This window comes from Streptomyces sp. NPDC127098 (assembly GCF_042722465.1).
In the GTDB taxonomy this organism is placed as follows: domain Bacteria; phylum Actinomycetota; class Actinomycetes; order Streptomycetales; family Streptomycetaceae; genus Streptomyces; species Streptomyces millisiae.
On the sequence record NZ_JBHXFJ010000013.1, the window covers coordinates 43,603 to 62,448 of the forward strand.

General features: G+C 74.3%; 20 protein-coding genes. 10 read left to right on the forward strand and 10 right to left on the reverse strand.

The window, feature by feature from the left end; genetic code table 11:
- Positions 1-7: 7 nt before the first annotated feature.
- A complete protein-coding gene (locus ACFWI8_RS11235; protein WP_387088621.1) occupies positions 8-1,153 on the reverse strand; it encodes a serine hydrolase domain-containing protein in 1,146 nt (381 codons plus the stop codon).
- A 400-nt stretch (positions 1,154-1,553) separates the two neighbouring features.
- Between ACFWI8_RS11235 and ACFWI8_RS11240 the strand changes: the two genes are divergently transcribed.
- Positions 1,554-2,111: a dihydrofolate reductase family protein gene (locus ACFWI8_RS11240; RefSeq protein ID WP_387088624.1), complete on the forward strand. Its 558-nt coding sequence runs from the start codon at positions 1,554-1,556 to the stop codon at positions 2,109-2,111.
- Between the two features lie 177 nt (positions 2,112-2,288).
- Complete coding sequence (locus tag ACFWI8_RS11245; protein ID WP_387088627.1) at positions 2,289-2,762, forward strand: hypothetical protein; 474 nt, start codon at positions 2,289-2,291, stop codon at positions 2,760-2,762.
- 37 nt (positions 2,763-2,799) lie between these two features.
- Here the strand turns inward: ACFWI8_RS11245 and ACFWI8_RS11250 are convergent, their stop codons facing one another.
- Positions 2,800-3,522 carry a 2-oxoglutarate/malate transporter gene (locus ACFWI8_RS11250; protein ID WP_387088630.1) on the reverse strand — a complete coding sequence of 241 codons (723 nt, stop codon included), beginning with the start codon at positions 3,520-3,522 and terminating at the stop codon, positions 2,800-2,802.
- Positions 3,523-3,563: 41 nt separating this feature from the next.
- Between ACFWI8_RS11250 and ACFWI8_RS11255 the strand changes: the two genes are divergently transcribed.
- The 5 genes from ACFWI8_RS11255 to ACFWI8_RS11275 all read left to right on the forward strand — a co-directional run bounded on the left by ACFWI8_RS11255 (position 3,564) and on the right by ACFWI8_RS11275 (position 10,007).
- Complete coding sequence (locus ACFWI8_RS11255) at positions 3,564-4,190, forward strand: TetR/AcrR family transcriptional regulator (RefSeq protein WP_387088632.1); 627 nt, start codon at positions 3,564-3,566, stop codon at positions 4,188-4,190.
- Between the two features lie 157 nt (positions 4,191-4,347).
- Positions 4,348-7,500, forward strand: a complete 3,153-nt coding sequence (locus tag ACFWI8_RS11260; RefSeq protein WP_387088869.1) for an amidohydrolase family protein — start codon at positions 4,348-4,350, stop codon at positions 7,498-7,500.
- Positions 7,501-7,755: 255 nt separating this feature from the next.
- Complete coding sequence (locus ACFWI8_RS11265; RefSeq protein ID WP_387088635.1) at positions 7,756-8,049, forward strand: serine hydrolase; 294 nt, start codon at positions 7,756-7,758, stop codon at positions 8,047-8,049.
- A 168-nt stretch (positions 8,050-8,217) separates the two neighbouring features.
- Positions 8,218-9,489, forward strand: a complete 1,272-nt coding sequence (locus tag ACFWI8_RS11270) for an MFS transporter (protein ID WP_387088638.1) — start codon at positions 8,218-8,220, stop codon at positions 9,487-9,489.
- A gap of 50 nt (positions 9,490-9,539) precedes the next feature.
- On the forward strand, positions 9,540-10,007 hold the full coding sequence (locus ACFWI8_RS11275; protein WP_387088641.1) for a hypothetical protein: 468 nt from the start codon (positions 9,540-9,542) through the stop codon (positions 10,005-10,007).
- 34 nt (positions 10,008-10,041) lie between these two features.
- Here the strand turns inward: ACFWI8_RS11275 and ACFWI8_RS11280 are convergent, their stop codons facing one another.
- Positions 10,042-10,377, reverse strand: a complete 336-nt coding sequence (locus tag ACFWI8_RS11280; RefSeq protein WP_387088644.1) for a YnfA family protein — start codon at positions 10,375-10,377, stop codon at positions 10,042-10,044.
- A 43-nt stretch (positions 10,378-10,420) separates the two neighbouring features.
- Positions 10,421-11,152 carry a MerR family transcriptional regulator gene (locus tag ACFWI8_RS11285; protein WP_387088647.1) on the reverse strand — a complete coding sequence of 244 codons (732 nt, stop codon included), beginning with the start codon at positions 11,150-11,152 and terminating at the stop codon, positions 10,421-10,423.
- 185 nt (positions 11,153-11,337) lie between these two features.
- Between ACFWI8_RS11285 and ACFWI8_RS11290 the strand changes: the two genes are divergently transcribed.
- The gene (locus tag ACFWI8_RS11290) at positions 11,338-12,309 is read left to right on the forward strand and encodes a TIGR03557 family F420-dependent LLM class oxidoreductase (protein ID WP_387088650.1); all 972 of its coding nucleotides are present in this window, start codon (positions 11,338-11,340) and stop codon (positions 12,307-12,309) included.
- 205 nt (positions 12,310-12,514) lie between these two features.
- The gene (locus tag ACFWI8_RS11295) at positions 12,515-12,880 is read left to right on the forward strand and encodes an ArsC/Spx/MgsR family protein (RefSeq protein ID WP_387088653.1); all 366 of its coding nucleotides are present in this window, start codon (positions 12,515-12,517) and stop codon (positions 12,878-12,880) included.
- Here ACFWI8_RS11295 and ACFWI8_RS11300 read toward each other — a convergent pair.
- Positions 12,877-13,092 (reverse strand): DUF4287 domain-containing protein, encoded by a 216-nt coding sequence (locus ACFWI8_RS11300; RefSeq protein ID WP_387088655.1) that lies wholly within the window; start codon positions 13,090-13,092, stop codon positions 12,877-12,879. The genes ACFWI8_RS11295 and ACFWI8_RS11300 overlap by 4 nt on opposite strands.
- An 11-nt stretch (positions 13,093-13,103) precedes the next feature.
- Complete coding sequence (locus ACFWI8_RS11305; RefSeq protein WP_387088658.1) at positions 13,104-13,493, reverse strand: VOC family protein; 390 nt, start codon at positions 13,491-13,493, stop codon at positions 13,104-13,106.
- A gap of 122 nt (positions 13,494-13,615) precedes the next feature.
- Between ACFWI8_RS11305 and ACFWI8_RS11310 the strand changes: the two genes are divergently transcribed.
- Positions 13,616-14,503, forward strand: coding sequence for a LysR family transcriptional regulator (locus ACFWI8_RS11310; RefSeq protein ID WP_387088661.1), 888 nt, complete (start codon positions 13,616-13,618; stop codon positions 14,501-14,503).
- Positions 14,504-14,527: 24 nt separating this feature from the next.
- On the opposite strand, the gene sigJ is transcribed toward ACFWI8_RS11310, so the two are convergent.
- From sigJ to ACFWI8_RS11330, 4 genes are all read right to left on the reverse strand, one after another.
- The gene (gene sigJ / locus ACFWI8_RS11315) at positions 14,528-15,427 is read right to left on the reverse strand and encodes an RNA polymerase sigma factor SigJ (protein WP_387088664.1); all 900 of its coding nucleotides are present in this window, start codon (positions 15,425-15,427) and stop codon (positions 14,528-14,530) included.
- Positions 15,424-16,611: an NAD(P)/FAD-dependent oxidoreductase gene (locus tag ACFWI8_RS11320; RefSeq protein ID WP_387088667.1), complete on the reverse strand. Its 1,188-nt coding sequence runs from the start codon at positions 16,609-16,611 to the stop codon at positions 15,424-15,426. The genes sigJ and ACFWI8_RS11320 overlap by 4 nt, the downstream gene beginning before the upstream one ends.
- Before the next feature lie 240 nt (positions 16,612-16,851).
- The gene (locus ACFWI8_RS11325) at positions 16,852-17,208 is read right to left on the reverse strand and encodes a DUF427 domain-containing protein (protein ID WP_387088669.1); all 357 of its coding nucleotides are present in this window, start codon (positions 17,206-17,208) and stop codon (positions 16,852-16,854) included.
- Between the two features lie 82 nt (positions 17,209-17,290).
- A complete protein-coding gene (locus ACFWI8_RS11330) occupies positions 17,291-18,775 on the reverse strand; it encodes a bifunctional phosphatase PAP2/diacylglycerol kinase family protein (RefSeq protein WP_387088672.1) in 1,485 nt (494 codons plus the stop codon).
- Between the last annotated feature and the right edge of the window lie 71 nt (positions 18,776-18,846).

Consider the following 18,846-nt stretch of genomic DNA (forward strand, 5'->3'; position numbering starts at 1 on the left):
CCGGCGTTCAGCGTGCGCACAGCGCGTTGTCGACGAGGGTGAGCATGGCGTCGTCCGTGCGATCCTGGGTGGCCTCGTCGACCATGTCGAAGCTGTTGGTGGCGACGGTCACCGCGCGGCTGCCGTCCGCCGTGACGCCGTTCTCGTGGTTGTAGCCGAGGGCGGTGCCACCGTGGCCCCAGAAGAAGCCGCCGCAGGTCAGCTCGCGGCGGAACAGGCCCAGGCCGTAGCTCACGTCCGTCTGGCCGGGGATCTCGCGTACCCGCTGCATCTCGGCGAGTTCCGCCGGCCGCAACAGCTCGCCCCCGACGAGCGCGGACAGGAAACGGTCGATGTCGCGCGGGGTGGAGATCAGCGCGCCGCTGGCGCTCGCGCCCGTCGTGTTGAACACCGTGGTGTCGGCGCGGCGGCCGTCCTCGGGGAAGGTGTGGTAGCCGCGCAGGAACGGCGGCGGCAGCGTCGGGTCGTCGCCGCGCAGTTCGGTGCCGGTGAGGTTCAGCGGCTCGATGATGCGGTCCCGCACCTCCCGCTCCCAGGAATGGCCGGTGACGCGCTCGATGATCATGCCGGCGAGGATGTAGTTCGTGTTGGAGTACGACCAGTCGGTGCCCGGCTCGAACTCCGCGGAAGACCGCAGCGCCCCGGCCACGAGCTCTTCGTCGGTGTAGTGCCGCAGCTGGTTCTCGTGGAAGCCGGCGGCGGAGTAGAAGGCCGGTAGCACGTCGGGGCGGCCGAGGTAGTCGGGCAGTCCGCTGGTGTGCTGGAGGAGCTGACGAACGGTGATGCTGCTGCCGTCGATCTCGTCGCCGGTCACCACGCCGGGCAGCCACTCCTCCACCGTGTCCTCCAGCGACAGCTCCCCCTCGCCGACGAGTTGCAGCACGACCGTGGCGATGAACGGCTTCGTGGTGCTGCCCGCGCGGACGTGTGCCTGGGGGCGCGCGGGGGCGCCCGTGCGCAGGTCGGCGGTACCGCTGTGCGCGGTCACGGTCCCGTCCGGGGTCTCCAGCACGGCCGTCACACCGACGGCGCCGGCCTGGTGGACCGCCGCCGCGTCGCGTTGCAGTGGCGTGGCCCCGCCGCCATGACTGGCCAGTGCCGTCGGACCCGTGACGAGCGTGGCCAGCGTGGCGCACCCGAGGACGATCGCCATACCGGCCACGCGACGCCCGGGGCGGAGCCGACGCCTGTCGGCCGCAGCGATGGCCGTACCCGTGTCGTTGCTGTCATCGATCATGCCAGCGAGCCTCGCCGATCCGGGCCCCTGGCCGCCATCAGGTCAACTCCCCCGCGTAGGTGGGGTTAACCCGAGGGCGCCCTGGCCCCGCCGAGCCCGGACGTCGTCGTCGAAGACGATGTCGCGTCCATGGTCGCGACCGCGCACTCCTGTGGTGGGCGCCTCGCCGGGTCGACTCAGGACCGTTCCTGCTCCCCGCCAACGGCCGGTGTGGTCGCCGGAAGTCCGGCCGCCGATCGATGAGTTCCGGGTGGTGCGGAGGTCACAGCCTGTGGAGCCGCTGGTGGAGAGACGCGCTCGTATCCGGAGGAGACACATGGCAAAGCTCATCTACTCGATGATCACCTCGCTCGACGGCTACGCCGAGGCGGCGGAGGGCGACCTCGGCACCGGGGCCGAGGACCAGGAGGTGCACACCTTCGTCAACGACCTCTTCCGCCCCGTCGGCACGTACCTCTACGGCCGACGGATGTACGAGACGATGGTCTACTGGGAGACCGCGCACACCAAGCCCGACCTGCCCCCGCACATCCTGCAGTACGCCCGCGACTGGCAGGCCGCGGAGAAGGTCGTGTACTCCACGACGCTCGACTCGGTGTCCAGCGCGAAGACCAGGATCGAGCGGACCTTCGACCCGGACGCGGTGCGCAAGCTCAAGGCCGAGGCGGATCACGACCTCACCGTCGACGGTCCGAACCTCGCGGCGCAGGCGATCGCGGCCGGCCTGGTGGACGAGTACCACCTGTTCATCACCACGAGCGTGGTCGGTGGTGGCAAGCGGTTCTTCCCGGACGGCGTGCGCCTCGATCTCAGGCTGGTCGAGGAGCGTTCCTTCGACAGCGGGCTGATCTACGCGCGCTACCGGACCCGCTGAGCCGCACACCCGACGCGTTGCGGAGAACAGCCAGCCGGCACGATCAAGCCCGCCCGCCGGATCAAGCTCGCATCTACGACGACAATCCCCCGAGACAGGCCGCTTCTGCGAGGAAGCCGTCTAGGGTGGGGGCCCGGAGAAGCGTTCCGGTATCCGGATGTCTGCTGGGGAGGGCCGATGGCGGCGGAACGGGCGGGGACGACCGGGCTCGTCGAGGAGGACCTGATCAGGCTGTGCGGTGCGGTGCGGTCGCCCGGCGTGCTCCGGATGACCGACCTTCGAGCGCTGCCGCAGCACGAGCGGGAGGTCACCTTCGCCTGCCGTAGCGGCGGGCCGCGCCGGCACTGCTTCAGTGGACCGCTGCTGTTGGACGTCGCGGCGCTCGCCGGCCCCGCGTTCGCCCCCGGGGAACGCAGGGACAGGCTGCGGTTCCTGCTCTCGGTGCGGGCCGGCGACGGACACCGTACGGTCCTGTCCTGGGCCGAGATCGACCCCGAGTTCGGCAACCGCCCGATCCTGCTCGGCGTCACCAGGGACGGCGCGCCCCTGGACGGTGAGGGCCCGCAGCTGGTCGTCCCGGGGGACGTCTGCGGCGCCCGCAACGTCAGCGGCATCGTCGAGGTGCGCCTCCTCACGGCGCCCACCGACTAGGGGTGTTGATCACGAGCGCTGTCGACGCTCGTGATAGTTACGTCCACGCCGTTGCCGGGGCCGCACTCGCCGCCGGGGCGAGCCGGTAGAGGGTGATGCCGTAGCCGATGAGCCACACCACCCACATCAGCCATCCCACCAGGCCGAGCAGGCCGAGCGGTCCGGCGTGGTCGACGACCAACCAGGCGAGGGTCGCGGAGGTGAACAGCAGCGCGGCCGCGCCGAGTCCCAGGATGTGCTGCCACGGCCGCAGGAGACCGGCGCGCCGGCCCGCCACGGACAGGCCGACCAGGGCGAGCGCCAGGAACGTGCCGTTGAGCGTGAACAGCGTGTCGTGCAGCGCCCAGAGCCAGGGGGAGGCGCCGCCGGCGGGGGTGGTGGCCGTGGCGAGGGCGAGTCGGCAGGCGACGACGGCGGCGAAGGCGGCGTTCTGCAGCAGCAGTCCGGCCACGCCGAGCAGTGACCACGCCTCGCCTCGTCGGCGCTCGGCCGGCCACAGCGCGGCGAAGGCCCCGGCGCCGAACAGGGTGGCCAGCACCCAGGCGGCGGGGGTGAGCGCGGAGCTGAGGCCGACGAGGTCACGCTCGGCCGCGAAGAACTCGCTCACCTCCGCGATGCCGGTCCCGGTGGTCGGCTGGCCCGCCGGCACGACGATCAGGTTGGCGAGGACGATCATGAGGGCGAAGCCGACAGCGGCCAGGCCGCTGATCCGGTGGAAGCCCGTGGGGGAGGCCGAGACCTCCGCTATATGACGGCTCATATATTGATTATAGGCAGCGTAAAACCATTGGGGAGACGGCCATGGTGGAGGAACGGGGCAGGCGCCGCTACGAGTCGCTGCGCCGGACGGAGCAGGCACTGCGTACCAGGAGCGAGATCGCGGACGCCGCCCGTCGGCTCTTCGTCTCGCGGGGCTGGGCTGAGACCACCGTGCGGGACGTGGCGCGCGAGGCCAGGGTCTCGGTACCGACGGTGTACGCCGCCTACGGGAACAAGCCGGGACTGGCCCGCGCCCTGGCTGACGCGGCGGACCTGGCGGCCGATCCCTCGCGGCTGCTCGCCGAACTCGAGGCGCCGGGCATCGAACCCGCGGCACAGCTCGCGGCGATGGCGGGCTACGACCGGCGGCTCTTCGAACGGGCCGGGGACATCATCACGCTGGTCCGCGAGGCAGGCCGAACCGAGCCCGAGCTGGCCGCGGTCTACCGGGACGGCCGCGCCCGCGGGCACGAGACGAGGGAGCGCGTGTTCTCCTCGTGGCCGACGGGCGTGCTGCGGGCGGGACTCGACGTGCCGTCGGCCGTCGACATCTACGCGGCGCTGTGCACGATCGACGTCTACGCGACGCTCACGGCCGAGCGCGGCTGGTCGCCGGAGCGGGTCGAGCGGTGGTGGGGCGCGGCACTGGTCCGCGAGTTGCTGTCCTGAGCGGTCGGCGGGCGACGGCCGGTTCCGCTCGCCGCGGCGGTGGCAGAGCGGGCTCAGGGGGCCACCGGTGTGCTGCGGAGGCGCTGATTCGCCGGGGGCTTCGTTGGACACCGTGAACCTCGTGACCGATTCCGGAAGCGGCGTGACCCGCCGCACGATGCTCCGGGCAACGGCCGCCGCAGGCGCGGCCGTCGCCGTCCCCCTCTCCCCCGCCGTCGCCGCCGCGGCCGCCCCCGCGACGGCGGGCGGCGTCGACCTCACCCTCACCGCCGCCACCAACGGCTCCGCCACCCTCTCGCCGGCCGGCGACCGGCTGGTCGCGGAGGTGCAGAACGTCCTGTGGGCCGTTCCCCGCGCGGGCGGCGAGGCCGTCGCCCTCACCCCGCCCGACCTCGAGCCGAACCGCCCGCAGTTCTCGCCGGACGGCCGGCGGGTCGCCGTCTGCGCCTACCGGGGCGGCGGGTTCCACATCTGGACGCTCGCCCCCGACGGCTCCGATCTCCGGCAGCTCACCGACGGGCCGTGGGACGACCGCGCCCCCGCCTGGTCGCCCGACGGCACCCGGATCGCCTTCGCCTCGGAACGCGGCGGCGACCCGGTGACCGGGAGCCCGTACCGCGTCTGGGTCCTGGACGTGCGCTCCGGCGAACTCACCCGGCTCACGGGCCGCCCCGGCCAGGAGGGTCCCGGGCAGGAGGGTGCCTGGGAGGACTTCGACCCCACCTGGTCGCCGGACGGCGGCCGGGTGTTCTTCGTCCGTGCCGGAATCACCGCCGCCGGCACCCTCCAGGCACGGCTCGTCGCCTCGGTGCCCGCCGAAGGGGACGGCCCCGTCACCCCGGAACACACCGACGACGGGCCGGCCGACGCCCAGGTCATGACGCCCGCGCTGGCCGCCGACGGGCGCCTCGCCTATCTGCGCACCACCCCGGCGCCCGCGGCCTCCTGCACCCTGGTCGTCGACGGCGAACCCGTCGGGACCGACGGCGAGGTACTCCCCGTCCCGGTCCGCTGGACCGCCCAGGGCACGCTGCTGGTCAACGTCGGCGGCCGGTTCCAGCTGGTCGACCCCGCGGCGGCCGGGGCCGCCGAGACCATCCCGTTCAGCGCCACGCAACACCTGCGACCGCCCCGCTACCGCGTCAAGTCCTACGACCTCGCCGGCGGCGGCGAACGCCAGGCGCGCGGGCTGCACCTGCCGGCGCTGTCGCCCGACGGGCGACAGGTGGCGTTCGTCGCGCTCAACTCCCTGTGGACCGTGCCGATCACCGGCGGCACGCCACGCCGGATCGTCCGGGCCGACCCCACCCGCTACCTGCTGGCGCCCGCCTGGACCCCTGACGGCCGGGGACTGGTCTACGTCGACGACCGCGACGGTCTCCTCGCCGTTCGCCGGCGCGACCTCGACTCGGGCGCCGAGGCCGTGCTCGCCGAAGGCGGCCGGGTCTTCCCCGCGCTCTCCCCGGACGGCGACCGGCTCGCCTGCCTCGACATGGCGGGCAACCTCGTCGTGCGCCGGCTCGACGACGGCACGGAACGGGTGCTCGTACCGCCGCTGGGCGGTGGCGGACTGCCGGGCCGGCCCAGCTGGTCGCCCGACGGTCGGCGCATCGCGCTCTGCGACCGCAACCGGCTCAACGGGCGCTTCCGCGAGGGCTACAACCTCATCCGCGTCGTGGACACGGAGACCGGCGCGTCCGCCCTCCACCCCTTCCGGCCACACGCCTCGCTCTCCGACCGCTACGACTCGGGGCCCGTCTGGTCCCCGGACGGCCGCCACCTCGCGGTCGTCGTCGAATCCGCGCTGTGGCTCCTGCCGGTACGGCCGGACGGCACCCCCGACGGGGAACCCAGACGGTTGACGGCGGACGACGAACCCGCCGACCACCCCTCGTGGTCCGGCGACTCCCGCACCGTGCTCCACCTCTCCGCGGGACGGCTGCGCACCGTCGACGTCGCCAGCGGCGAATCCCGCACGGTCGAGGTGCGGTTGGGCTACCGGCGCCCCCGGGCCAGGGACGTCGTCGTGCACGCGGGACGGCTGTGGGACGGCACCGACGACCGGGTCCGCGAGGACGTCGACGTGGTGGTCAGGGAGGGGCGGATCACCGCCGTCGAACCGCACCGCCGCGGCCGGTCCGCCGCCCGCCGCCACGACGCGTCGGGGCACACGGTGCTGCCCGGCCTGTGGGACTCCCACATCCATCCCTGGCAGAGCACCTACGGCGGCCGGCAGACCGCGCTCCAACTCGCCTACGGCATCACGACCACCGTCTCGCTCGGCGGCTTCGCCTACGAACAGGCCCGCCTCCGGGAGGCGTTGGCCGCCGGCGAGCTGACCGGCCCCCGGCTGCTGGCCACCGGCGAACTGCTGGACGGATCGCGGGTGGCCTACAGCATGGGCAGGGCCCACGGCACCCGGGACGGGCTGCGCCGCACGCTGGCCCGGGCCCGGGCCCTGGACTGGGACTTCGTCAAGACCTATGTCCGTGCCCCCGGTTGGTTGATGGCGGAGGCGGCGGAGTTCGCCCACGACCGGCTCGGCGTGCGCGCCGGCAGCCACCTGTGCTCCCCCGGCGTGCAGCTCGGCCAGGACCTGACGACCCATCTCCAGGCCACGCAGCGCCTGGAGTACGGTCACGCCACCTCGGCGACCGGCCGCGCCTACCAGGACGTCACCGAGATCTACACGGCCACCGACTTCCGCCTGGTGGCCACCCCGTTCACCGCGCTGCCGCTGCTCGGCGCCGAGCCGGGGCTGGCGGACGACCCGCGGGTCACCACGCTGATGCCGCCCTGGGACACCGCCGCCGTGCTCGCCCGGGCCGCCCAACCCCCCAGCGCGGACGAGGTGTCCACGCTGGAACGGGAGACCGACGTCTACCGGACGGTGCTGGCCGGCGGCGGGGTGGTGGCCCTCGGCACCGACCAGCCGCTGGTGCCGGTCGGCCTCCATCTCCACCTGGCGCTGCGCGCCCTGCACCGGGCCGGCCTCGGCGTGGCCGAGACGCTGCGTACCGCCACCGTGCTGCCGGCCCGGGCCTTCGGTGTCGAGGACGACCTCGGCACGGTGACCGAGGGGCGGCTCGCCGACCTCACCGTGGTGGACGGCGACCCGTTCACCGACTTCTCGTCGCTCGTGCGTACGGTCGCCGTGCTGCGCGGCGGGGTGCCCGTCGAACAGGCGGCGCTCGTCGCGGCCTTCGCGGACGCGCCGGGCCCGCGCGGCGGGGCAGCCCTGGCGGAGGACTGGCGGGAGGTGGGCAGGCTGATGCGCCGGGAGGGGTGCTGCGACGACGGCGGCTGGTGAGCCGTCGCCCGCGGACCGGACGTGGCCGCCGCCGAGTCCGACCGGCCGGCGGGGCCACGCCCCGGGAGCGCCGTGCGGTGTACGCACAACGGCGCAGCCGCCGGCCCCGGGTTCCGACCGGCGGCGGAGGCACCGGCCCGGGTGAGGCGCCGAGGATGGTCGTGGTCTGGTCGGCAGGGGCGTCGGGAGGCGTGGGTGCGGGTTCGTCGGGTGGTCGTGGCCGGGGTGTGTGGTGCGGTGCTGACGCTGGGGGCGGTGGCACCGTCGTCCGGGGCGTCCCCGACGCCGACGGCCGGGGCGTCGTCGGACGCCGGTCTCGAGCGGACGCTCGGGGCGGTACGGGACGCGGGGATCCCCGGCGTCTACTCGGCCGTGCGGGACGGCGCGCGCCGGTGGGCGGGGGCGGCCGGGGTCGCCGACGTACGCACCGGGCGGCCCGTGCGCCCCGGGATGGCGCATCGGGTCGGCAGCGTCACCAAGACGTTCACCGCGGTGGGGGTGTCGCAGCAGGTCGGCGCCTGGGGCCGCACCCCGCCGACGCGGCGTTGATCAACCACCTGGAGCTGGCCCTGTGCGGCTCCGCGGGGGCTCCGCCGGCCGGTGCCCGGGTCTCCGTCGTGGCGGGCGGGGCGCCCTGACGGCCGGCGTGGTCGGCCGCATCCCGTTTCACCGCGTGACTCCTTGTCCTGTTCGACGCCCCGCGCCCATCATGTTTACGTGAACATCAGCCAGGAGGTGAGTTCGCGGCGGACGCCTGCGGGGTTGGTCGCGCTCGGGCTCGGCAGTTTCGGGATCGGCCTGACCGAGTTCGTGATCGCGGGACTGCTGCCCCAGGTGAGCCGGGACCTGGACGTCTCCGAGGCCGCGGCCGGGTGGCTCATCTCGGGATATGCCCTGAGCGTCGCGGTCGGCGCGATCCTGCTGACCGCCGCCACCACCCGCCTCCACCGCAAGACCGTCCTCGTCGGCCTGGTGGCGTTGTTCGTCCTCGGCAACCTGCTGTCCGCCGTCGCGCCCACCTACGCCGTGGCGCTGCTCGGCCGGGTCGTCGCCGCCCTGTGCCACGGTTCCTTCTTCGGCATCGGCTCGCTGGTCGCCCGCCGCCTCGTCCCGCCGGAGCGGGCCTCGCGCGCCGTGGCCGTGATGTTCGCCGGGCTGACGGTCGCCAACGTGCTGGGCGTGCCGTTCGGCGCCCTGGTCGGCGAACGCTGGGGCTGGCGTGCCACGTTCTGGGCCATCACCGGGATCGGCGTGCTGGCCGTGGCCGCCGTCGCCGCGTGGGTGCCGGCGTGGGCGGGCGCCGTGGACGAGACCCACAGGACGGCCGGGTTGCGCCCCCAGCTGCACGCCTTCCGCTCCTCGAGGGTGTGGCTGACCCTGACCGCCACCGCCCTCGGCTACGGCGGCATGTTCGGGGCGTTCAGCTACCTCGCGTACACGCTCACCGAGGTCACCGGCTTCTCCGGCGCCGACGTCGCCTGGCTGCTCGTCGTCTACGGCAGCGGCCTGGTGATCGGCAATGTCGTCGGGGGCCTGGGGGCCGACCGCGACCGCGACCGCACGCTGATCGCGTCCCTGGCAGGACTCGCCGCCACCCTCGCGGTGTTCGGGCTGCTGGCCGAGGGGCGGATGGCCTCGGTGGTGCTGATCTTCCTGATGGGCGTCTTCGGGTTCGCCGGCGTCCCCGGCATGATCACCCGGGTCACGGACGCCGCCGGTGGCGCGCCGCTGGCCGCCAGCGCCAACGTGTCGGCCTCCAACGTGGGCAACGCCCTGGGCGCCTGGCTGGGCGGTCTCGCGATCAGCGCGGGGCTCGGCTACACGGCGCCGCTGTACGTGGGCGCCGCGGTCGTGGCGCTTGGCCTCGCCGTGATGGTGGTGGCGGCGCGCACCGGGCCCGTCGTCCCCGCCGAGGTGGCCGGTCACGCCCCGCCGGGCCCGGCATCCGGCCCGGCCCGGGTCGGCGGGCGTCCGGCGACGCGGCGGTGAACCGGGGGCGGTCACGGTTCGGACAGCCGGATGCGGGAACTCGCGCCGACATGTTCCAGAGCATTGTGCGCGGTGGTGCGGCCGGCGCCGCCGGGACGACCGTGTTGAACGCGGTGACCTATGTCGACATGGCGTGGCGCGGCAGGCCGGCGAGCGAGGCCCCCGCGCAGGTGGTCGACAGGCTCAGCCGGGAGATCGGGCGGCCGGTCACGGGTTCGGACGGCGGGCGGGAGAACCGGCTCTCCGGCCTCGGCGCGCTGTCGGGCATCGCCGTCGGCTGCGGCACCGGGGCGGCCGTCGCCCTGCTCCGCCGCGCGGGCGTCGACCTGCCGTGGTGGCTTGGCGGCGTGCTCACCGGTGCCCTGGCCATGGCCGCCACCGACCTGCCGATGGCGCGGCTGGGGGTGAGTGATCCGACGAGCTGGTCGGCGAGGGACTGGACGTCGGACGCGGTGCCGCACCTGCTGTACGGGCTGGTGACCTACGGCGCGGTCTCCGCGGCGGATCGCGGTCGTTGATCTCGGGGCCCGGCACAGGCCTGGCCAGGGTGGTTCAGTTGCCGCGGGGCGCGTACATGATGACGGCCATGCCGGCCAGGCAGACCGCCGCGCCGATCAGGTCGAAGCGGTCGGGGCGGTAGCCGTCGGCGATCACGCCCCAGGCGATGGAGCCGGCGACGAAGATGCCGCCGTAGGCGGCGAGGATGCGGCCGAAGTTGTCGTCGCTCTGGAAGGTGGCGACCACCCCGTACAGGCCGAGGGCGATGACGCCGGCGCCGACCCAGATCCAGCCCCGGTGTTCGCGCAGCCCCTGCCAGACCAGCCAGGCACCGCCGATCTCGAACAGCGCGGCGACGACGAACAGGGCGACGGAGCGGGCGACGAGCACGGCGACGGGGTCCTTCTGCTGCGGGGGAACGGGGACGGGTTCTTCAGGCGGCCGGGGTGAACAGTTCGGCCAGCAGGGCGGCGCCCTCGGCCGGGGCGCGGACCTCCAGGTGGAGGACGGGGCCGTCGAGGTGGAGGCGGAAGTCGAAGAACGCGCAGCAGCGTTGCTCGGCCGCCGCCAGTTCGGCGACCGCCGACGTGCGCTCGGCCGGGACCGTCAGCCGCAGACCGTCGGGGACCGGGGTGCGGCGCGCGCCGTCCAGGGCCCGCTGCCAGGCGGTGACCCGTTCGGTCAGGTCCTGGCCGGTCAGCGAGCACGCCACGGGGGCGCTCGGCCGGTGTTCGGTCTCCGGCGCCGCGCTCTCACGGGTCGGGGTGAGGAACCCGCAGCTCGGGTCGCACGGGGCGGCCCGGTCCGGCAGCGCGTCGAGGCGTTCGAGCGCGGCGCGCAGGGAGGCGGTGAACGCCGCGAGTTCCGCGGCGCGGTCCTCGGCCTCGGCGAGGCGGGCGAGCAGGCGGGGGCGCAGGTCGGCCCGCACCTCGCGGCAGGCGCCGTCCTCCCACACCGTGAGCAGTTCGGCGATCTCGTCCAGTCGCAGTCCGAGGTGTTTGGCGGCGCCGATGAACGCGAGGCGTTCCACCGCGTGCTGGCCGTAACTGCGGTAACCGGCCGGGGTGCGGTCGGCGGGCAGCAGTCCGGCCGTCTCGTAGAACCGCAGGGTGGTCGCCGGGACGCCGGTGCGCTCGGCGAGCTGGGAGATCCGCATCGCGCTCATGGGGTCGACCGTAAACCTTCGAGTCGACTACCAGGTCAAGCGGGTGCCGGGCGCCCGGTCGGCCATCCGGAGGAGGGGCGGTGGCCGGGCGGCCTGTCGGTCGGGGCGGTCTCCGGACGACTGGCAGCGTGCCGGGGTGGGCAGGCGCGACCGGACGCGACGCCCACCGGGGAGCGAGGGGTCAGATGCAGATCGGGTACAAGCTGGCGGCGGAGGGTTACGGTCCGGCCGAGCTCGTGCGGCAGGCGGTGCTGGCCGAGCGGGCCGGGTTCGACTTCGTGGAGATCAGCGACCACTTCCATCCCTGGCTGGACGACCAGGGGCACTCGCCGTTCGCCTGGGCGGTGTTGGGGTCGATCGCGGCCCGCACCGAGCGCATCGGACTCGCGACCGGGGTGACCTGCCCCACCATCCGCTACCACCCGGCGATCGTCGCGCAGGCCGCGGCGACCCTGGCGCTGCTCTCGGACGGCAGGTTCACGCTCGGCATCGGTTCCGGGGAACGGCTGAACGAGCACGTCGTGGGCCGGGGTTTCCCCGACTCGGTCCGCGTGCGGCACGAGATGCTGCGGGAGGCCTTGGAGATCATCCGGCTGCTGTGGCAGGGCGGGTACCGCTCGTACGACGGCCGGCACCTGCGGCTGGAGGACGCCCGGGTGTTCGACCTGCCGTCGAGTCCGCCGCCGATCGCGGTGGCCGCGGGCGGCGAGGACGCCGCCCGGCTCGCCGCCGAGCTCGGGGACGGGCTGTTCGCGACCGAGCCCAGGGGGGACCTGGTCCGCCACTACACGGAGGCGGGCGGCGACGGGCCGCGCTACGCCGAGGTGCCCATGTCGTGGGCGCCGGACGAGCGGACGGCGGTGCGGGCGGCGTTGGAGACGAGCCGGTGGGCGGTGACCGGCTGGAAGGTGATGAGCGAGCTGCCCAATCCGGTGAACTTCGAGGCCGCCTCGGCCACCGTGCGGGAGGAGGACATCCTCGGCCAGTTCGCGTGCGGCACCGATCCGGAGCGGTTCGTGGCGGTGGCCCAGCCGTTCGTCGACGCGGGCTTCGACCGGCTGGTGATGCAGAACGCCGGGCCCGACCCGGACGGCTTCCTCGACTTCTACCGCGGTGAACTCGACGGCCGGCTGCGCGAGCTGACACCGCGCGGCTGAGCGGCGCGGCCGGGAGGCCGCCTGCCGCCGCCTCGGCCCACTGCTGCGCGACGCGACCCGCCGCGGCTGTGGCGCACGGACGCACCTCGACCAGGTGTGACGGGCGTGGAATAGTCTGGGGCCTCGTGGCCCGCGCTCTCCCACTCGGCCGTGGGCTGCGCCGCGGCGAGCGACTCGGGCCCGGCGTACCGGAAGAAGGCGGCGCGTGGAGATCTGGATCAACCCGGCCTGCTCCAAGTGCCGTTCCGCCCTCTCCCTGCTGGACGCGGAGGGCGCGCGGTACACGGTGCGGCGTTATCTGGAACAGCCGCCGACCGTGGCGGAGTTGGAGGGGGTGCTGGAGCGGCTTGGCCTGGAGCCCTGGGACATCGCCCGGCTCGGAGAGCCGGAGGCGGCCCGTCTCGGCCTGGACGCCTGGGAGCGGGACGCCGCGTGGCGCGACCGTTGGATCCGGGCGTTGGCCGACCACCCGGCCCTCATCCAGCGCCCGATCATCACCGCGGACGACGGGACGGCGGTGGTGGGCCGGTCGCCGGCGGCCGTGCGATCCGTGCTTGCCCCGCCGGACTAACCGATCGCGCGGGTGTGGGCGACGAGGGCGTTGGCATGTCCGTGGCCCAGGCCGTGTTCGGTCTTCAGCCAGGCGACCAGTTCCGAGTGCCGGGTGAGCGGGGAGGCACGGATGAGCCGCAGCCAGTGGTCGACGGGGTGACCGTACTTCTTCTCGATGGCGGGGAAGTAGCTGGCCGGGCCCTTGGGGCGGGTGGTGGTGGGTTCGGACATGGTGATGCCCCTCAGGCTCGCGCGGCGTCCTCGGGGTACCAGCGGAGTTCGACGGTGTTGCCGTCGGGGTCCAGGACGTAGAGGGAGATCCCGTCGCCGCGGGCGCCGTAGCGGTCGACCGGCCCCTCGACGACGTCGAAGCGCCCGGAGTCGATGACCAGCTGCCAGTCGAGCGGCTCGACGACGAGACAGAAGTGGTCGACGTTGACCTCGCCCCGGGGTCGGCTGACGAGGTCGATGATGGTGCCCGGGGAGACGCGGACGGACGGGAACGGGACCTCGCCCGCGCGCCATCGGTCGACGCGGACGGGTTCGAGGCCGAGCGTGCCGCAGTAGAAGTCCAGGGCCCGTTCGGGGTCGTCGGTGTTGAGCACGAGGTGGTCGAGTCCGGTGACACGCATGGCTGGTCGCTCCCTGTCCTGGTGGGGGGTCGGTGTGCTCCACGATGCCCCGGCGGGCGCGGCCGACCAAGCGACGATCGCTCCACTATCGTTGAATTCCGGTAAACGATGTGGGGTGTGTGGTGCTGGAGCGGCACGAGATCGAGTCCTTCCTGACGCTCGCCGAGGAGCTGCACTTCGGTCGCACCGCCGAGCGTCTCGGGGTCACGACCGGGCGGGTCAGCCACGTGATCAGGAAGCTGGAGCGGCGGGTGGGCGCCCGGCTGTTCGAGCGCACCAGCCGGGTCGTGCGGCTCACCCCGGTCGGCCGTCGGCTCGCCGACGACCTCCGCCCGCACGTCGCCGGCATGGAGGAGGCGCTGCGCCGGGCCGTCCGGGCCGGGCGCGGCGTGACCGGGCGGTTGCGGGTCGCCTACGTCGGCGACGCCACGTCCACGGTGCTGATGCGGGCGGTGAGTCTGTTCTCCGAGCGTCACCCCGACTGTGAGGTGTTGGTCAGCGAGGCGCACCTGTCCGGCACGCGGGCGGGCCTGCTGGACGGCTCGATCGACGTCCTCATCGCCTCGTTCCCGTTCGACGGCATGGCCAACGGCCCCGCGCTGGTGCGGGAGCGGCGACTGCTGGCGGTTCCGGTCGACCATGTCCTCGCCGGCGCGGACTCCGTCTCCCTCGAGGTGCTGGCCGACCACCCGGTCGTGCAGTACCCGGCGGTTACGTCCGCGGCGTTCAAGCGTGACCGCACCCCGGACCGGACCCCCTCGGGCCGGCCGGTCCGCAGGGGCCCCGTGGGGAACACCCACTCGGAGATGCTGTCCCTGGTGGCGCTCGGCAGGGGCGTGCTCCCGGTCGGCGAGCTCACCCGGGAGTACTCCCGGCGGCCCGACATCGCCTACGTGCCCATCCACGACGCGCCGCCCATCCGCCGGGGCCCCGTCTGGCTGGAGGCGAACACGACGGCCCGCGTCCTGGCGTTCGTCCGGGCGGCCGAGGACGCCAGCCCCCTGTCGTGATCCCCGCGCGGGGCGGGGGTCGTGTCAGCGGCCGACCGTCCTCGGCGTCCACACGTTCGCCAGCTTGTCGGGGTTGCGCATGACGTAGAAGTGGGTGATCTTGCCGTCGGCGATGTCGAGGGTGGCCACGGCCTCCAGGTGCTCGCCCAGGTAGAGGACCATCGCGGGGCCCCCGTTGTAGCTGGCCGGTTCGACGCGGCCGCTCGGGCCCGCGCCGCGCAACAGTCCGATCATCAACCTGGCGACCTTCTCGGCGCCCCGCACCGGTTGACGGGACGCCACGACCTTGCCGTCGCTGTCGGCGGTCCAGACCACGTCCGGCGCCAGCCTCGCCATCAACCGCCCCACGTCGCCGCTGGCCGCGGCGGCGAGGAACTCGGTGGTGATCCGCGTCGACACCGCCTCGTCGACCGGCTCGAACCGCCTGCGGCGGGACTGGACGTGTGCCCGGGCCCGGTGGGCGACCTGCCGCACCGTCGCCGTCGCCTTCCCCACGGCGGAGCCGATCTCGTCGTACCCGAACCCGAACACCTCGCGCAGCACGAACACGGCCCGCTCCTCGGGGCTCAGCGTCTCGAGCACCACCAGCATCGCCGTGCTGACCGACTCGGCGAGCACGACGTCGGCCGACGGGTCGTGCTCGTCGAGCAGCAGGGGTTCGGGCAGCCAGGGACCGACGTACTCCTCGCGCCGGCGGGCGCCGGCGCGCAGTGCGTTGAGCACCTGCCGGGTGACGAGCCGCGCCAGGTACGACCTGGTGTCCCGCACGGTGTCGAGATCCACCCTCGCCCACCGCAGGTAGCTGTCCTGCAGCACGTCGTCGGCCTCGCTCGCGGATCCGAGGAGTTCGTAGGCGATGGTGAACAGCAGCGGCCGCAGCAGGGTGAACCGCTCGGCGTGCTCCTCGCCCGAGGTGTCGGTCATGCGACGCCGGCCCCGGCCCCGGCCTCGGCCTTCGCGAGCGCCCGCCGCCGTCCGCCGCCCTTGAGCCAGACGTAGGAGCCCGGCTTGCGGGCCTCGCGCGCCAGCCCCCAGACGGTCGACCGGCAGACGGCCTCCTTGATCGCGGCGGCCGCCCGGCCGCCGATGAACATCGGGCGCGCGCTGTCGTCGGTGCGCGCCGGCTGGATGGTCGCCGCCCGGCGGCCCAGGCTCACGCACTGGCCGACGAACCCCAGGCTGATCTCCCTGGGCTCGGTGCCGGCGATCCGGCTCAGCACCGTGTTGGCGGCCTGGGCACCGAGCGGCATGGCGGCCTGGCAGCTCATGCGCGGCGGCACGCCCGAAGGGGCGGCGGCGTCGCCCGCGGCCACGATGCGGGCGTCGTCAACGCTGGTCAGCGTCTCGTCGGTGAGCAACCGGCCCGTCGCGTCGGTGCTCAGCCCGCTGCGGGCGGCCAGGTCGGGCACGCCGAAGCCGGCCGTCCAGACGGTGACGGCGCTGGGCAGCTCGCGCCCTTCGGCGAGCACGACCGCGTCCCGGCGCACGGCCGTGGCCCTGGTGCCCGGCCCGTCGAGCACCGTCACGCCCAGCCTGGCCAGCCGCCTGGCGACCGAGCGGCGGCCGGCCGGGCTCAGGTAGGGGCCGAGCACCTCACCGCACACCAGGGTGACCCGACGGCCGGCCTCGGCGAGCTCGGCGGCCGTCTCGATGCCGGTCGGTCCCCCGCCGACCACGGTCAGCGGCGCCGTGCGAGGCGCCGCGTCGACCACGGCGCGCAGCCGCTGGGCGTCCTCGAACTCGGTGACCGAGTGGGCGAACTCGGCGACGCCCGGCACGACCGGCGCCGCGCCACGGCTGCCGACGGCGTACACGAGGTAGTCGTAGCCGACGGTGTCGCCCGAGGCCAGCGCCACCCGGCGCCGTGCCGGATCGATGGCCGTGGCCGCGTCGACGAGCAGCCGGACGCCCGCCCCCAGCAACGACTCGTAGTCGACGACGGCGTCGTCGGATCCGGTGACGAGCTGGTGGAGCCGGATCCGCTCGACGAACGACGGCCGCGGGTTGATCAGCGTGACGCGCACGTCGTCGCGGACGCGCAGATGATTGGCCGCCATCACCCCGGCGTACCCACCGCCTAGGACGACGACGTCGGTGCTCCCGGTCATGTCCACTCCTTCGTTCTCCCTCGCTGTTCCCGTCCGCCCTCCAGACACCGGGGAGCGCCCCGGATGTGACACGGTCGGCGGCGGATGTGGGCCACGTCACTGCCGGAGAACCGGATGCGGTCGGCCGGCCGGCCGGGGCCGCGGAGTTGACGGCCTTCGAGCGGCTCCTGGCGCGTCCATCCCGACGGGGAGCGTCAACGGCGAGAACCTGCGGGGGCGTCACCTGGCCGGGCCGGTCGGTCAGTCCGGCAGGACCTGGATGTCCGCGTGGGAGTCGTAGAAGGACAGGTGGTCCCGGATGAGGGCGACGGCGGGCAGGGGGTCGGGGTACTCCCAGGCGACGTCGGCCAGTGGGCCGTTCTCGCCGTGGAAGGACCAGTAGGAGGCGGTGCCCTTGTAGGGGCACGTGGTGTGGGTCGGGGTCGGTTCGAGGAGCGTCATGTCGACGTCGTCGCGCGGCACGTAGTAGCGGACCGGCAGGCCCGTCTCGTGGAGCAGCACGGGGCGGCGGGTGTCGGCGACGACCTGGTCGCCGATCGTGACGCGGACTCGTCGGTCGCCGTGCTCCACGGTGACCGTGTGCCGTGTGGTGGGCATCGGTGGCTCCTCCGTCCCGGGCGCCCGGCGGGCGCCGCCTCGTGGTCGAGGATGCCACCAGGTGGGCGCGTGCGCTGGTCGTTCAGAGTTCGTCGGTGGACAGCGGCCGGTAGACGGCGAGGGGTTCGGGGTGCTTGTCGAGCACCAGGTCCCTCGGCGCGGCGGCTGTCTCCCCGTCGTAGGCGATCGCGCCGCCGTCGGGCAGTTCGGTCAGCCGGAGGCGTGGCAGCCGGACCGCGGTGTGGACCCGCGAGTAGGCGAGCGTCCCGGTGAGGGCGGTGAGCGCCAGGCGGGTCCTGCCCAGTGGCTTGTCGGCGGCGACCGTCCGCACGTCGAGCAGCCCGTCGTCGAGCTGGGTGCGGTGGGAGGGCGCGAACCCCTCGGGGGAGTACAGGCCGTTGCCGGTGAAGAGCAGCCAGAGGCGTTGGGGGCGGCCGTTGAGCGCGATCTCGAAGGGTTCGGCCGTGGCGAGCACGCGGACCAGGGAGACGGCGGCCGACGGCCACCTGCTCCACGCCCCGAGCTGGGTGCGCCCGCGCAACTCCTCCCGGGCGCGGACGAGTTCGGGATAGATGCCGAGGCTGAAGGTGTTGAGGAAGTACCGGTCGGTGCCCGACGCGCCGGGGGCGGGGCGGATCCGGGCGATGTCGACGCCGACGGCCTCACCGGTCGTGACCGCGTCGGCGGTCTGCGAGAACCCTTTGATGCCGGTGTCGAGCGCGAAGTGGTTGAGCGTGCCGCCGGGGAAGACGGCGAGCGGCAGGCCGCGCTCCGCCGCCTGGGCGGCCGCCGCGTTGACGGTGCCGTCGCCGCCGCAGACACCCAGGGCGCGCGCCCGGTCGGCCGCGGCGGCGAGCACCGCGGCCAGGTCCTCGTCGGGTCCCGGCTCGACCACCTCGGCCCCGGGGAGCAGCTTCCGTATCCGGTCGCCCTCGGTCGAGGAGCCCGAGCCGGCGCCCGCGTTGACCACGACGACCAGCCCCGCGCCGCCGGGCAGCGCGGGCGCCGACGCCCGCCGGTGGTGGGACACGCCGGCCGGGGGCCGGCGCGGCAGCCAGCGACTCGTCGCCAGCGCCGCCCCCGAGCCGAGCAGGCAGCCGGCCAGCACGTCGGCGGGGTAGTGGACGCCGACGTAGACCCGGGAGGCGGCGACGGCCGCGGCGACCGGCGCCACGAGCAGGCCGTGGCGCCGCGACTCCATGGCGACCCCGGTGGCGAACGCCGCCGCCGACGCGGAGTGTCCCGACGGGAAGGACGTGGACCGTGGCTGCCGCTTCAGCCGCCTGGCCAGCGGTACGGCGTCGATGAGCGGACGCTCTCGGCTGCTGACGTACTTGATGACCGTGTTGGTGACGAGGGAGGCGAGCGCCAGGGCGCCGACGCCGCGTACCGCCGCGCGCCGGGCGGTCCGGTCGCCGGTGGCGGCCATGACCGCCGCGGTGGCCAGCCACAGCCGGCTGTGGTCGGCGGCGCGGCTGAGCCGCGGCAACACGGCCTGGACGCCCGGCGGGTGTGCGGCGGCGACCCGTTCGAACACGCGCCGGTCGAGGCGGTTCACCCATCCCATGCCAACGTCTCCTCCTCCGCGGGCGCCCGGCCCGCCGGCGGGGCGCCTACCCACCAGGTCCCGGGCTATCC

Coding starts and splice junctions, on each gene's coding strand:
- ACFWI8_RS11235 (WP_387088621.1), bottom strand. CDS start 1,153: ATGGCGATCGTCCTCGGGTGCGCCACGCTGGCCACGCTCGTCACGGGT.
- ACFWI8_RS11240 (WP_387088624.1), top strand. CDS start 1,554: ATGGCAAAGCTCATCTACTCGATGATCACCTCGCTCGACGGCTACGCC.
- ACFWI8_RS11245 (WP_387088627.1), top strand. CDS start 2,289: ATGGCGGCGGAACGGGCGGGGACGACCGGGCTCGTCGAGGAGGACCTG.
- ACFWI8_RS11250 (WP_387088630.1), bottom strand. CDS start 3,522: ATGAGCCGTCATATAGCGGAGGTCTCGGCCTCCCCCACGGGCTTCCAC.
- ACFWI8_RS11255 (WP_387088632.1), top strand. CDS start 3,564: ATGGTGGAGGAACGGGGCAGGCGCCGCTACGAGTCGCTGCGCCGGACG.
- ACFWI8_RS11260 (WP_387088869.1), top strand. CDS start 4,348: ATGCTCCGGGCAACGGCCGCCGCAGGCGCGGCCGTCGCCGTCCCCCTC.
- ACFWI8_RS11275 (WP_387088641.1), top strand. CDS start 9,540: ATGTTCCAGAGCATTGTGCGCGGTGGTGCGGCCGGCGCCGCCGGGACG.
- ACFWI8_RS11285 (WP_387088647.1), bottom strand. CDS start 11,152: ATGAGCGCGATGCGGATCTCCCAGCTCGCCGAGCGCACCGGCGTCCCG.
- ACFWI8_RS11290 (WP_387088650.1), top strand. CDS start 11,338: ATGCAGATCGGGTACAAGCTGGCGGCGGAGGGTTACGGTCCGGCCGAG.
- ACFWI8_RS11300 (WP_387088655.1), bottom strand. CDS start 13,092: ATGTCCGAACCCACCACCACCCGCCCCAAGGGCCCGGCCAGCTACTTC.
- ACFWI8_RS11305 (WP_387088658.1), bottom strand. CDS start 13,493: ATGCGTGTCACCGGACTCGACCACCTCGTGCTCAACACCGACGACCCC.
- sigJ (WP_387088664.1), bottom strand. CDS start 15,427: ATGACCGACACCTCGGGCGAGGAGCACGCCGAGCGGTTCACCCTGCTG.
- ACFWI8_RS11320 (WP_387088667.1), bottom strand. CDS start 16,611: ATGACCGGGAGCACCGACGTCGTCGTCCTAGGCGGTGGGTACGCCGGG.
- ACFWI8_RS11325 (WP_387088669.1), bottom strand. CDS start 17,208: ATGCCCACCACACGGCACACGGTCACCGTGGAGCACGGCGACCGACGA.
- ACFWI8_RS11330 (WP_387088672.1), bottom strand. CDS start 18,775: ATGGGATGGGTGAACCGCCTCGACCGGCGCGTGTTCGAACGGGTCGCC.